Annotated in this window: 10 protein-coding genes; 9 read left to right on the top strand and 1 reads right to left on the bottom strand. The window is 64.9% G+C overall.

Features of this window, described 5'->3' with window-relative positions:
• Positions 1-5: 5 nt before the first annotated feature.
• Positions 6-1,550, bottom strand: coding sequence for an NCS1 family nucleobase:cation symporter-1 (locus tag ABD283_RS03795; protein WP_344223686.1), 1,545 nt, complete (start codon positions 1,548-1,550; stop codon positions 6-8).
• A gap of 216 nt (positions 1,551-1,766) precedes the next feature.
• Here ABD283_RS03795 and ABD283_RS03790 point away from each other — a divergent pair, with 216 nt between their 5' ends.
• From ABD283_RS03790 to ABD283_RS03750, 9 genes are all read left to right on the top strand, one after another.
• On the top strand, positions 1,767-2,552 hold the full coding sequence (locus tag ABD283_RS03790) for a hydroxypyruvate isomerase family protein (protein ID WP_344223685.1): 786 nt from the start codon (positions 1,767-1,769) through the stop codon (positions 2,550-2,552).
• A 16-nt stretch (positions 2,553-2,568) separates the two neighbouring features.
• Positions 2,569-3,522 carry a 2-hydroxy-3-oxopropionate reductase gene (locus ABD283_RS03785; RefSeq protein ID WP_344223729.1) on the top strand — a complete coding sequence of 318 codons (954 nt, stop codon included), beginning with the start codon at positions 2,569-2,571 and terminating at the stop codon, positions 3,520-3,522.
• Positions 3,523-3,577: 55 nt separating this feature from the next.
• A complete protein-coding gene (gcl, locus tag ABD283_RS03780) occupies positions 3,578-5,353 on the top strand; it encodes a glyoxylate carboligase (protein ID WP_344223684.1) in 1,776 nt (591 codons plus the stop codon).
• Positions 5,354-5,448: 95 nt separating this feature from the next.
• On the top strand, positions 5,449-6,603 hold the full coding sequence (locus tag ABD283_RS03775; RefSeq protein WP_344223683.1) for a glycerate kinase: 1,155 nt from the start codon (positions 5,449-5,451) through the stop codon (positions 6,601-6,603).
• A gap of 429 nt (positions 6,604-7,032) precedes the next feature.
• The gene (gene allB, locus ABD283_RS03770) at positions 7,033-8,385 is read left to right on the top strand and encodes an allantoinase AllB (RefSeq protein WP_344223728.1); all 1,353 of its coding nucleotides are present in this window, start codon (positions 7,033-7,035) and stop codon (positions 8,383-8,385) included.
• A gap of 159 nt (positions 8,386-8,544) precedes the next feature.
• Positions 8,545-9,354: a metal-dependent transcriptional regulator gene (locus ABD283_RS03765; protein WP_344223682.1), complete on the top strand. Its 810-nt coding sequence runs from the start codon at positions 8,545-8,547 to the stop codon at positions 9,352-9,354.
• Positions 9,355-9,710: 356 nt separating this feature from the next.
• Entirely contained in the window at positions 9,711-10,982 is a 1,272-nt protein-coding gene (locus ABD283_RS03760; protein WP_344223681.1) for a M24 family metallopeptidase, read from the top strand.
• Positions 10,983-10,986: 4 nt separating this feature from the next.
• Complete coding sequence (locus tag ABD283_RS03755; protein WP_344223680.1) at positions 10,987-12,273, top strand: aminotransferase-like domain-containing protein; 1,287 nt, start codon at positions 10,987-10,989, stop codon at positions 12,271-12,273.
• Positions 12,274-12,381: 108 nt separating this feature from the next.
• On the top strand, positions 12,382-13,596 hold the full coding sequence (locus ABD283_RS03750) for a M20 family metallopeptidase (protein WP_344223679.1): 1,215 nt from the start codon (positions 12,382-12,384) through the stop codon (positions 13,594-13,596).
• Positions 13,597-13,606 lie beyond the last annotated feature (10 nt).

The raw sequence follows: 13,606 nt of genomic DNA, 5'->3' as shown, positions 1-13,606 counted from the left end.
CAAGGTCAGTGGGTGGTGGCCACGGCGATGGCCTCGCCGTGCTGATCGGTGTATTCCACGCGTTTCTTGGCGGTGATCAAGTAGCAGATCGCGCCCAGTGCGGCGCCGATGAACCACGAGAACTCGCTGGCTCCGGCGAAGAACGGAAGCAGTGCCACGGCCAGGGATGCCAGCGATGAGGGGATGAACGCCGCAATCGCTCGTGGATTCACACCCTTGCGGTAGTAGTACGCGCCGTCATTGGTGTCGATGTAGAGCTGCGGAACGTTGACCTTGGAGCGGCGGATGATCCAGTAGTCGACCATGATGATGCCGAACAGCGGGCCTAGCAGGGCACCCAGTCCACCCAGGAAGTACACGATCACCACGGGTGAGTTGTACAGGTTCCAGGGCAGGATGATCAGTCCGATCACCGCGGAGACGATGGCAGCCTTCTGAAAGTTCAACGCCTTGGGGAACATGTTGGTCAGCGCGTAGGTGGGTGCCACGAAGTTGGCCATCAGGTTCACCGCGACCGTGAGAATCAGCAGCGCCAGGGAGGCCAGCACGATCAACGGCACGGAGGGAATCGTCTGAACGATATCCGCCGGTGCCGTGATGATGGTTCCGTCCAACTTCAGCTGCGCACCGGCCAGGGACACCACGATCAGGCCGAACAAGAGCATGTTGATGGGGATGCCCCAGAAGTTGCCCTTCACGATCGCGCCCCTGCTGGTGGCCGAACGCGTGAAGTCACAGAAGTTCAGCACGAACGTTCCGTAGATGGACACCCACAGTGCACCGCCGCCCAGGATGTGAACCCACATCTCCCAGCCGGTCAACGGGTTCTCGGTGGCCCACGCAATGGAGAAGTCCACGCGCCACAGCATCCACACGGCCAACGCCACAAAGGTGACCAGGATGATCGGACCGGCCATGGCCTCGTACCGGCGAATCATCTCCATGCCGTAGCAAACGATGATCACCTGAATGATCCACAAAGCCACAAAGCTGATCCACCCCAGAGTGGAGAGCCCCAGGACGTCGTTGGAGTCCAACGGCGCCAGCCCCGGCCACAGGGCAATGAGCATCACGCGTAGCACCACCGAGGCCAGGTAGGTCTGAATGCCGAACCAGGCAATGGCAACAATTCCGCGCACCGCGGCCGGCAACTGCGCGCCGTGCACACCGAAGGAGATGCGGCTCATCACCGGATACGGAACACCGGTCTTGTAACCCATGAATCCGGACAGGCACAGCAGGAAGAACAACAGCAGCGCGCCAACACCCAAAGCCGTGAGCACCTGCCACGCCCCGAGTCCGAGTGCGAAGAGCCCGATGGCGAATGAGTAGTTGCCCAACGAGTGCACATCGTTGGCCCACAACGTGAAGATGCTGTACGCGTTCCACGTGCGACCTTCCCTGCGCGTGGGGGCCAGATCCACGTTGTAGAGCCGGTCGCTGGTGATGGGCGGCGGTTCGGTCTGAACCGTGCCGGGCGAATATACGTGGTCGAATTCCGGGCGTCCGGCGGCACGTTCGCGTGACAGAGCGGTCTCGTCAGTGGCCATATCCCCTCCTTAGGTGATGAGTCGTTCTCCGGACGCGGCCCTGATGATCTGGCCCGATATGTGGTCCACCGGTGGGCGGGAGACACAGACAGAAACATCTCACACCAAAGGTTGACGTAGGTCACATTCTAACCTAACGTTTTCACCAGATAGAACTTAACTTCCACAATCCGAAAGATGGGCACCCGCGATGGGCCGCCACACAGGAGGAAAACCGTGAGCTACACCGTCAACTCTTCGATCTTGCTGACCGACCTGCCGATCAACGACCGCCCGCAGGCCGTGACCTCCGCAGGTTTCACGCGCGCCGAGTTCTGGTGGCCGTTCCCCACGCCCACCCCCACGGATGCAGAGATCCAGGACTTCGTGGACGCGCTCAAGAACGCGGGCGTCCAGCTGACCGGTTTGAACTTCTACGCCGGTGACATGCCCGGCGGCGAGCGCGGTGTGCTCTCCCAGTCCGCGCGTTCGGAAGAGTTCCAGGCCAATATCGACGCCGTGGTGAAGATCGCCCAGGCCACCGGCTGCAAGGCGTTCAACGCGCTCTACGGCAACCGTCTGGACGATGAGGACGCCGCTGAACAAGACCGGATCGGCGTCGAAAACCTGCAGCGCGCCGCGGATGCCGTGGCTCCCCTGGGCGGTGTCGTGCTGCTCGAGCCCGTTTCCGGCACCGAGGCCTACCCGCTCAAGACCGCTGCGGACGCCCTGGCCATCATCGAGAAGGTGGGCCGCGACAACGTCAAGCTGCTGGCCGACTTCTACCACCTGGCTGTCAACGGTGATGACGTGGAGAAGGTCATCGAGGAGCACGCCGCGAACTTCGGCCACATCCAGATCGCCGACAACCCCGGCCGCAACGAGCCCGGCACCGGTGAGCTGCCGCTCGAGAAGTGGATCGACCGCTCCCGTGAACTCGGTTACGACGGCGTGATCGGCCTGGAGTACAAGGCTTCGCAGGAGGATCCCTTCGCGTGGCTGCCCCGCGAGAAGCGCGCCTGATCCGGCCGCCTCGCCCCTGAGAACAACGAACCACAGAACACCAGTTACACGCGCGGATCACCGCAGAACTTCTAAGGAGAACATCATGACCAAGGTTGCAGTTATCGGATTGGGCATCATGGGCCTTCCCATGGCCAAGAACCTCGTCACCGCCGGCCACGAGGTGACCGGTTACAACCGCTCCCCCGAAAAGGCACAGGACCTCGCCCAGGCCGGCGGCACCGCTGCCGGCTCCGTGGCCGAGGCGGTCAAGGACGCCGAGGTCATCATCACCATGGTTCCGGACTCCCCGGACGTCCAGGACGTGGTCGAGGGTGAGGACGGCGTATTCGCCAATGCATCGAAGGGCGCCCTGTGGATCGATGCGTCCACCATCCGCCCGGACGTGGCCGTGACCCTGGCCGACTCCGCCCGCAAGGCCGGCATCCGCCCGTTGGACGCCCCGGTCTCCGGCGGCGAGCAAGGCGCAATCGACGCAGCCCTGTCCATCATGGTCGGCGGCGAGGCCACTGATTTCGAGGCCGCCCAGGAAGTCCTCAACGGCGTGGGCAAGACCATCGTGCACGTGGGCCCCTCCGGCTCCGGCCAGACGGTCAAGGCCGCCAACCAGCTCATCGTGGCCGGCAACATCCAGTTGCTCGCCGAGTCGGTCGTGTTCCTCGAGGCCTACGGCGTTGATACGGACGCCGCTCTGAAGGTCCTCGGTGGCGGCCTGGCCGGCTCCAAGGTTCTCGATCAAAAGGGACAGAAGATGCTCGATCGCAACTTCGATCCCGGTTTCCGCCTGGCCCTGCACAACAAGGACATGGGCATCGTCACCGCCGCCGCACGCGAAGCCGGCGTCACCATCCCGTTGGGCGCGGTCGTCGCCCAGTTGGTCTCCGCCCTGGTCGCCCGCGGCGACGGCGGCCTGGACCACTCGGGTCTGTTCAAGCTCGCCCATGAACTGTCCGGCGGCGACAAGAAGTAACTTCCCCGGCCCACGCGGGCACGGCGGTCTGAGACAAGATTTCAAGGAGAACATCATGACCAAGATGCGTACGGTGGACGCCATTGTCGCCATCCTCAAGAAGGAAGGCGCAACCGAGGCGTTCGGTCTGCCCGGTGCGGCCATCAACCCGTTCTACTCAGCCATGCGTAATGACGGCGGCATCCGCCACACGCTGGCCCGTCACGTCGAGGGTGCCTCGCACATGGCTGACGGCTACACCCGTGCCGCTCCCGGCAACATCGGCATCTGCGTGGGCACTTCGGGCCCCGCAGGCACCGACATGATCACCGGCCTCTACGCCGCGATCGCTGACTCCGTGCCGATCCTGTGCATCACCGGTCAGGCACCGGTGGCCAAGCTGCACAAGGAAGATTTCCAGGCCGTTGACATCGCCTCGATCGCCAAGCCGGTGACCAAGATGGCCGTGACCGTGCTGGAGCCGGGTCAGATTCCGGGCACCTTTGCCCGAGCGTTCCACGAGATGCGCACGGGCCGCCCCGGCCCGGTGCTGATTGATCTGCCCTTGGACGTGCAGTTGGCCGAGATCGAGTTCGACATCGACCTCTACGAGCCCCTGCCCGTGGCCAAGCCCGCAGCCACCCGTGCCCAGGCAGAGCGTGCCCTGGACATGCTGTTCGCTTCGGAGCACCCGGTGATCGTGGCCGGTGGTGGCGTGATCAACGCCAACGCATCCGAGAAGCTGGTCGAGCTGGCCGAGGTGCTGGACGTTCCCGTGATCCCCACCCTGATGGGCTGGGGCGCCATTCCGGATGATCACCCGTTGATGGCCGGCATGGTGGGTCTGCAGACTTCGCACCGTTACGGCAACGAGTCGTTCCTGGCCTCGGACTTCGTCCTGGGCATCGGCAACCGCTGGGCCAACCGCCACACCGGTTCCATCGACAAGTACACCGAGGGCCGCACGTTCGTGCACATCGACATCGAGCCCACCCAGATCGGTCGCGTGTTCTCGCCTGACCTGGGCATCGTGTCCGACGCCGACGCCGCCCTGACCGTCCTCCTCGAGGTGGCCAAGGAGCGTAAGGAAAAGTTCTCCGTCCCCGATTACGGCGTGTGGGCCAAGGAATGCATCCAGCGCAAGGGTCAGCTGCAGCGCAAGACGCACTTCACCGAGGTACCGATCAAGCCGCAGCGTGTGTACGAGGAGATGAACTCGGCCTTCGGTCAGGACGTCACCTTCGTGTCCACGATCGGTCTGTCGCAGATCGCCGGCGGTCAGTTCCTGCACGTGTACGGTCCGCGCAAGTGGATCAACGCGGGTCAGGCCGGCCCCCTGGGTTGGACCGGCCCCGCGGCCCTGGGCGTGGTGCGCGGCAAGCCCGGTGAGACCGTGGTGGCACTGTCCGGTGACTACGACTTCCAGTTCATGATCGAGGAATTGGCCGTGGGCGCGCAGTTCAACCTGCCCTACATCCACGTGGTCGTGAACAACTCCTACCTGGGCCTGATCCGTCAGTCCCAGCGCGGATTCAAGATGGAACAGAACGTGTCGTTGGCCTTCGACAACATCAACTCCCCGGAGACCCAGGGATACGGTGTGGACCACATCAAGGTGGTCGAGGGCCTGGGCTGCAAGGCTGTTCGCGTGACCGATCCGGACAAGCTGCAGGATGCGTTCTCCGAGGCCAACTCGTTGGCTCAGGAGCACCAGGTTCCCGTGGTGGTGGAGGTCATCCTGGAGAAGGTCACCAACATCTCCATGGGCACCGAGTTGGACAACGTGGTGGAGTTCGAGGAACTGGCGGCCCGCGGTGTGGACGCACCCACCGCCATCGCCCTGCTCGACTAATCACGGACTGTTCTACTTCAGTCCGATACACCGCGGGCCGCTCACGGATTCCGTGTGCGGCCCGCGGTTCATCTCTAGATTTTCGGGAGGTTCTCGTGCGCATTGTGGTGGCACCAGACAAGTTCAAGGGCTCGGTGAGTGCCGAGGAGGCGGCCGAGCACATCGCCGCCGGGATCCGCGAGGCCCAGCCCGACGCCCAGGTCACGATCCTGCCCGTGGCCGACGGCGGTGAGGGCACGTTGGATGCAGCGGTCACCGCCGGTTACACGCGCCACGACCTCACGGTCACCGGCCCCATCGGCGAACCAGTGGCCGCAGCCTGGGCTCGCCTCAACGACACCGCTGTGGTCGAGATGTCCCTGCCCTCCGGGTTGGCAGCACTCCCCCACGACGAGAACGGCGAACCAATCCTTGCCGCTCGCGAAGCCACCAGCCGCGGCACCGGCGAGTTGATTGCCGCCGCTCTGGACGCCGGCTGCACCCAGATCATTCTGGGCGTGGGCGGTAGCGCCAACACGGACGGCGGGGCAGGCATGCTGGCCGGTCTGGGCGCCCGTCTCTTGGACGACCGGGGCAACGAGATTCCCGACGGCGGCGCCGCCCTCGCGCAGTTGGCCTCCGTGGACGTCTCCGGCCTGCACCCCGGCATTTCCTCCGCGCAGTTCGTCCTGGCCGCGGACGTGGACAATCCGCTCACCGGCGAGCGCGGTGCCGCGGCGGTCTTCGGTCCCCAGAAGGGCGCTTCCGAGCAGGACGTGTCCGAGCTCGACGCCGCCCTGGGAACCTTCCGCGACGTCCTCGCCGAGGCCTTGGGTGCCTCGGCACGCTCAGCAGCCGAGGCTCCGGGGGCGGGTGCCGCCGGTGGCGTCGGCTATGCCGCGCTGGCCGTCTTGAATGCGACGCGGAGGCCTGGGATCGACGTCGTCCTCGACCTGGTCAACCTGGACGACGCCGTGACCGGCGCGGACCTGCTGATCACCGGCGAAGGCAGCCTGGACGAACAATCCCTGGGCGGCAAGACCCCGGTGGGCGTGCTCAAGGTCGGCCAGGCCCACGGCGTACCCGTGATTGCCGTGTGCGGCCGCACCACCCTGGACCGCGAGACGCTGGAAGCCACCGGTTTCCGCGCCACTCACGCGCTCTCCGACCTCGCCCCGGACGCCCAGACATCCATGCGTGAAGCACCCCGGTTACTCCGTGAGGTGGGACACACGGTAGCTTCAGAACTAGCCCAGACCTCGAATGGCTGAGCGGCCCGCGCCGCCACCGTTCCAACGCACCTCCGAAAGGAACTCCCCGTCATGAACGCAACCCCTCAACAGGGCAATAAAGACTCCGGTAAGAACTCCGGCAACGCCAAGAACAACCAGCCCGCTGAGGACAAGAACCAGCGCACCACGGACCCGCAGGTCAACGAGGAGCGCGCAACGGACAGTGTGAAGGCCAAGGTGGCCGAGGCGGCGTCGAACCCCGAGGTCAACGAATCCCCGCAGGACGTGGCCCAGGAGAACTCGCAGCTGGCCGTGACCGAGGACCGCCGCGAAGAGGTCGAGTCCGCTCGCGCCGAGCAGATCAAGCTCGCCAACGAGGTCAACAGCGCCGAGCGCGTGCGCGAACTGATCCGCGCGTACAAGTCGGAGAACAAGCTCAAGGAATCTGACGAGCCCACCGAGGCCCGCATCACCGGTCAGCACGCCGGGAAGTTCGACCTGGTGGTGCGCGGCAAGCAGGTTTCGTGCGGCGATCATTTCTCCCCGCGTGAGATCGGCGTCAAGGACGGCAAGATCGTGGCGATCGAACCACTCGGTGCGAACCTCGAGGGCGCCAAGGTTGTGGAGCTGGCAGATGACGAGACCCTGATCCCCGGCCTCGTGGACACCCACGTCCACGTCAACGAGCCCGGCCGTACCGAGTGGGAGGGCTTCGGTTCAGCAACCCGCGCCGCGGCAGCCGGTGGCGTGACCACCATCGTGGACATGCCGCTGAACTCCGTGCCCGCCACCGTGAACGTTGCCGCGCTGGAGTACAAGCGCCTGTTCGCCCAGCAGAACGCCTTTGTGGACGTCGGATTCTGGGGCGGTGCGATCCCCGGCAACAAGAAGGACCTGCGCCCCCTCCACGACGACGGCGTGTTCGGCTTCAAGTGCTTCCTGCTCCACTCCGGCGTGGACGAGTTCCCGCACCTGGAAGCGGACGAAATGGAAGAGGCGCTGGCCGAGGTCAAGACCTTCGACTCGCTGCTGATCGTGCACGCTGAGGATTCGCGCACCATCGACAAGGCCCCGCAGCCCAACGGTGACGTGTACGAACACTTCCTCAAGTCCCGCCCGCGCGGTGCCGAGAACATCGCGATCGCCGAGGTTATCGAGCGCACCCGCTGGACCGAGGCGCGCTCGCACGTCCTGCACCTGTCCTCCTCGGATGCGCTGCCCATGATCGCCTCCGCCAAGCGCGACGGCCTGGATATCACCGTGGAGACCTGCCCGCACTACCTGACCCTGCTCTCCGAGGAGATCCCCAACGGCGCCACCGCATTCAAGTGCTGCCCGCCGGTGCGCGAGGTCTCCAACCGGGAGAAGCTGTGGGAGGGCTTGCTGGACGGGACCATTGACTTCATCGTCTCGGACCACTCGCCGTCGACCCTGGACCTGAAGGACCTGGGCAACGGTGACTTCGGCGTGGCATGGGGCGGCGTCTCATCACTGCAGTTGGGCTTGTCACTGATCTGGACCGAAGCACGACGCCGCGGTGTTGGCCTGGACAGGGTCCTGCAGTGGATGTCCACGCGCCCGGCCGAGCGCGTTGGCCTGCGCTCCAAGGGTCGCCTGTCCCTGGGCTACGACGCCGATATGGCCGTCTTCGCACAGGACGAGAGCTTCGTGGTGGACGCCAAGTCCCTTAACCACAAGAACCCCATCACCCCGTATCAGGGCAAGGTGCTCTCCGGTAAGGTCCGCAAGACCTTCGTGGGCGGCAAGGAAGTCGACTACAAGAAGCCCTCGGGTCGCCTGCTCAACCGCGGCCAGGTGTGATTCACACGCGTTAGTGGCCCGTTGGTCGCTCGTTAGTGGCTTGCCCGGGTTTCACGGTTCATACTGTGAAGCCCGGGCACACTATTGATATTTTCCACGTATGACCCGTCCGGCAGGTTTGGACACGGGAAGGAACGGTTCCGCAGCTAGGAGCGCGCCATGACTGATTTGATCGATACCACCGAGATGTACCTGCGCACCGTGCTGGAGCTCGAAGAAGAGGGCATCCCTGCCCTGCGCGCTCGCATTGTGGAGCGCCTGGGCCACACCGGCCCCACCGTGTCCGAAACCGTTCAGCGACTGTGCCGCAAGGGGCTCACGGAGCTCTCCGAGGGAGATATCCGCACCCGCACCGTGTCCCTGACCGCGGAGGGTCGCGAACAGGCCACATCCGTGATGCGCAAGCATCGCTTGGCCGAACGTCTGCTGGCGGACGTGATCGGCTTGGAGCTTCCCTACGTGCACGAAGAAGCCTGCCGCTGGGAACACGTGATGAGCGACCGTGTGGAAGTCCTGCTCGAGAAACTGCTGGCCTCCCCCACGACATCCCCCTACGGCACCCCGATCCACGGAGCGTTCACGCAGAACCCGGAAGGTGTCTCGTTACTGGATGCGGTGGCGCAGGCTAGTGCTACTTCTGGTGCGGCCGGGTCGGGTGCTGCCGGGGCTGATTCGGTTCAGCCTGGAGGCGCTGGCGCGGGTGCCTGTGTCGGGGCATCCCGCCCCAACGGCGAGCGCCAGTACACCTTGGAGCTGATCCCGGAGTCGGTACAAACCCATGCGGACGTGCTGCGTTCCCTCTACGACGCCGGGTTGATGCCGGGCGCCACCGTGGTCATCAGTGGCTCAGCTCCCGCTGACACGGATGCCCACTCGGCTCACCCCGGCCCCGTGACCCTGCGCTGCTCGGACCGCTCAGAGTCCGTAGAACTACCCGCCGAGCTGGCCGCCTCGATCCTGGTGTCCTGACCGACATAGGTGCAGGTGCCGGCACAACAGCAAGCTTGTCTAGCCGACCGGGTGTCCGTCATGTGTCCGCGGCGCAGCCTGATAGCCCGGCCTATCCACTCTGGTGTAAGGAACCTGCAGCACGGCAGTCTCATGTGATGAGAATGCAGAAAACGTGCCCACTTCTTACCTTTCCCTCACACGAGGCTCCCCGTCCGGCCATCCTGCCCCACCTCATCCGGCCCGATGTGCCATGACCCGCAACACCCCAACTGCACGTCCATGCCTCACGCGCACTGGTGATCGTGTGACCACTCCGTCTTTCGCACGGATCGCTTGATTGTTGACAATAGGCGGATTTCCTTCAATCATGAACCATGAGCACATGGGACGTGTCCGAGGGGTTTCCTTCCACTGGTCCGGCCCCCACCGTGGAGGTCGTGGCGGACCCTGCTGATGTCCGTTCGCCACTCTTCACGGCCCACGAGTACGAACAGCGGTTGCAGTGCGTCCGCGAGAAGATGGCGCTGCAGGGACTGTCCGCGCTGATCGTGACGGATCCGGCCAATCTGTTCTATCTGACCGGCTACGACGCCTGGTCGTTTTACGTTCCGCAGATGCTGTTCGTCCCCGCCGAGGGAGACATCCTGCTGTTCCTGCGCGAGATGGATGCACAGGGCGCGTTCCGCACATCGTGGCTGCCTCCGCACCAAATCATCGGGTACCCGGAGCGCTACGTTCAGCGCCCACACCTGCACCCGTTCGACTGGGTGGCGTTCGCGCTACGACGCCGCGGGCAGGTCGCCCCGGCCGCCCACGGTTGCGTGGGGCTGGAAATGGACGCTCATTTCTTCTCCCCCAAGGGCTACCGCTCACTGGGCAACGCGATACCCGAGTGGCTGCTCGTCGATTGCTTCGAATTGGTCAATTGGGTCCGCTCCGTGAAATCCGAGGCTGAGATCTACTACATGCGCTTGGCTTCGCGTGTCACCACAGCGTCCATGCAGGCCGCCATCGACGCCATTGAACCCGGAGAGCCCCAGTATCGCGTGGCCGCGCGGATTGCCGCTGCGCAAGCAGAGGGTGAGGGTGAGGGTGAGGCCTGGGGTGACTTCCCCGCCATCGTTCCCATGATGCCCACCGGTGCATCCGCTGACACTCCCCACCTCACATGGTCCGACAGGATTCTCAAACCCAGCGACGCCGTGGTGATCGAGTTGAGTGGCGTCCACCGGCGCTACCACGTACCCCTGGCCCGCACCGTGACCATGGGGCCACCCAGCGACCACATGCTTCGCCTGGAAGAGGCCGTTGCCGACGGGCTGCAGGCCATCCTCGATACCACTGCGCCCGATGTCCCGATCCGCGAATTGGCCAGCGCCTGGAACTGGAAACTCGCCGCCTACGGACTCGAGAAGCCCAGCCGCCTGGGGTACTCCGTGGGTATCGGCTACCCACCGGACTGGGGCGAACGAACCATCAGCATCCGCTCCGAGGACGAGACCGTCCTCGCGGAGAACATGACCTTCCACCTCATCTGCGGCATGTGGATGACGGGGTACGGCTACGAAGTTTCGGAGACCATCCGAGTGACCAGCACGGGGGTGGAGACATTCACTTCCTTCCCCCGCCAGATCATCAGGAAGTGAGCTCATGACCAGCAACAAGCCACTCATCACCACCGTCCGTTCCTTGGACCCCAACCCCACTGCGGGCATCTCCGGCCCGGCAGACAAGGGCTTGTTCCCCTTGGCCTCCCGCGCCGACGGACTCGTGGGGTCTGTGATTGATTCCTCCACGTCCTTGCTCGCGGCACAGACCCACGACATCGTGCGCTTCGCCATGGGTGCCCCGGCGGCTGAAGTGATCCCCACCGAAGAGTTCAGGGAGATTGCCGGGGAAGTTCTCACGGATGCGAGTTTCACCTACGGTGCCACGGAGGGTGAACCGGACCTGATCACCACGGTCACCGAACAGTTCTCGAGCGCGTCCTCCGACCCGGAGCGCATTGTGATCACCTCCGGCGGCATGCAGGGCCTGGACCTCGCATTCAAATTGTTCACGGATCCCGGTGACCTGGTGGTCGTGGAGAGCCCCACCTACACCAATGGTTCCGGCACCGCACTGAGCTACGGGGCCGACGTCCTGGAAGTACCCGTGGATGATCACGGCATGGATATTGACGCGCTCGAGACTCTCGTTGCCGAGTCGGGCCGCGTTCCCCGGATGATCTACACGATTCCCAACTTCCAGAACCCGTCCGGCACCACTCTGAGCGAGGACCGGCGACGCCGCTTGCTCGACCTCGCGCACCGATGGGGCGCCATGATTCTCGACGACGATCCGTACGGAGCCCTTCGCTTTTCAGGAGACCCGGTGCCCGGCTTCCGGGAGATCAACCCTGACGATCCCCTGGTTTTCTCGGTGCGAACCTTCTCGAAGATCCTGGCCCCCGGTTTACGCGTGGGCTGGATCAACGCCGATCCCCGGCTGCGGAAACTCTTGATCGCGGGCAAACAGGCCATGGACACGTGCGCCAATGTGCCCGGCCAGCACATCGTCAACGCCTATATCAACCGCGGCGGATACGGCGATCACCTGACCAGCCTACGCACCGAGTACAAGCGCCGTAAGGAGGCCATGGACGCCTCCATCGCGCGGCATTTGGGTGATCGCGTGCGCACGACCAATCCGGACGGCGGATTCTTCCTATGGGTCACGCTCCAGGGCGACGACGCCCGGGTCGCCTCCCCCCGCTTATTCGAGATCGCACTGGCGGAAGGGGTCGCGTTCATTCCGGGACCGTCGTTGTCCCCGTCGGGTCAATTCCAGGACGCGTTCCGCTTGTGCTTCGCCTCGAGCACCCCGGAACGCACCGAAGAGGGGCTCCAGCGGCTCGCCCGGGCGCTCGACATCGCCCGCAAGGAAGTCGACGGGTAAACCTGACCGTTCGAACACAGACCGGCAGCGTGGCCGGGTCGATTGCGCTCGGAACCAGGAGTTCACGTGGCGGTCCAGACCAGGTGCCACACAGGAACGGAGATCCTCATGCCCAGTGATGATGTGCAGTGCACCCCGGACGAGCGGATCGTACTCGATCTCATCGACCCGGATGAGCTGATCGAGCTCACGTGCACCCTGGTGAACGCCGCTGGTGAGAATCCCGGTGGCACCGAGGAACGCACCGCTCAGGCCTTGGAGCGCGCGGCAAGCGAGCGAGGCTTGGTGTCCCGCAGCGACGCGGTAGCCCCCGGGCGCCCCAACGTGGACGTGGACCTGCCCGTGGGCGGTGCCGTGGCAGACGGGCCGGGGTTACTGTTTCTGGGCCATTCCGATGTGGTTCCAGCGGGGCCCGGGTGGACGCGGCAGCCCTACAACGCGGAGGTCGAGGGTGATCGACTGTACGGGCGCGGTGCCACGGACATGAAGGGCGGGCTGGCCGCTGCACTGGTCGCAATGGATGCGCTGCGCCGCTCGGGCAGGGAACTTGCCGGGCCCGTGCGGCTGTCGTCCACCGTGGACGAGGAGGACCTGGGCCTGGGGATCCGTCATCTCACCGCACGCGGGTTGGGACGTGAATTCCGAGGCTGCATCGTGGCCGAACCGACCGATCTGCAAACCGTGATTGCCTGCCGCGGGGACGCCTACCTCGAGGTCGAGATCACGGGCGTCCCCGCACATTCCGGGCGTCCGGCGGACGGGCGCAATGCGATCGACGCCGCCGCGGCGCTCCTCACGCTGATCAAGCAGGACCACGAAAACCACATCCGCGAGCTGGATCCGCTACTGGGATCCCCCACCTGGAATGTGGGCAAGATCGAGGGTGGCCGGGCCACCTCCATGGTGGCGCCTTCGTGCCACGTGTGGTTGGACCGCCGCCTCATGCCGGGCGAGGACCCGGAGCAGATCGTCTCCGATCTCCGTAACGCCGTGGACCAGGCCGGCATCGCCGGCAACGGGATCTTCATGGACATCGAGATCACCATGTCCATGCCGGGTTTTCGCACGGATCAGGATCACCAGCTGGTCGGCACCGTGCACAGGGCGGTGGCGGACGTGGGCGGGGCGTCGTCGATCGGCGGCTGGACCGCAGCGTGCGACGGCGGGTTCATCGCCCGCGACCACGGCGTGCCCACGGTGGTCATGGGTCCCGGCGGCCTCAACGACCAGGCGCATCAGGTGGATGAGTCCGTGAGTGTTCGAGAGTTAACACAAGCGGCCAGGGCATACACCCTGGCCGCATTGCGTTTGCTGGCGCGCTGAATTCTCCGCG

Origin of the sequence: Kocuria atrinae, assembly GCF_039531425.1 — a bacterium.
Lineage (GTDB): Bacteria > Actinomycetota > Actinomycetes > Actinomycetales > Micrococcaceae > Kocuria > Kocuria atrinae.
Note: the sequence above shows the minus strand (reverse complement) of the source record. Positions and strands in the feature narration are given on the sequence as shown.

What these genes read in the sequence shown, in the direction of transcription:
- ABD283_RS03795 (WP_344223686.1), bottom strand. Translation starts at nt 1,550, where the DNA reads ATGGCCACTGACGAGACCGCTCTGTCACGCGAACGTGCCGCCGGACGC.
- gcl (WP_344223684.1), top strand. Translation starts at nt 3,578, where the DNA reads ATGACCAAGATGCGTACGGTGGACGCCATTGTCGCCATCCTCAAGAAG.
- ABD283_RS03765 (WP_344223682.1), top strand. Translation starts at nt 8,545, where the DNA reads ATGACTGATTTGATCGATACCACCGAGATGTACCTGCGCACCGTGCTG.
- ABD283_RS03760 (WP_344223681.1), top strand. Translation starts at nt 9,711, where the DNA reads ATGAGCACATGGGACGTGTCCGAGGGGTTTCCTTCCACTGGTCCGGCC.
- ABD283_RS03755 (WP_344223680.1), top strand. Translation starts at nt 10,987, where the DNA reads ATGACCAGCAACAAGCCACTCATCACCACCGTCCGTTCCTTGGACCCC.
- ABD283_RS03750 (WP_344223679.1), top strand. Translation starts at nt 12,382, where the DNA reads ATGCCCAGTGATGATGTGCAGTGCACCCCGGACGAGCGGATCGTACTC.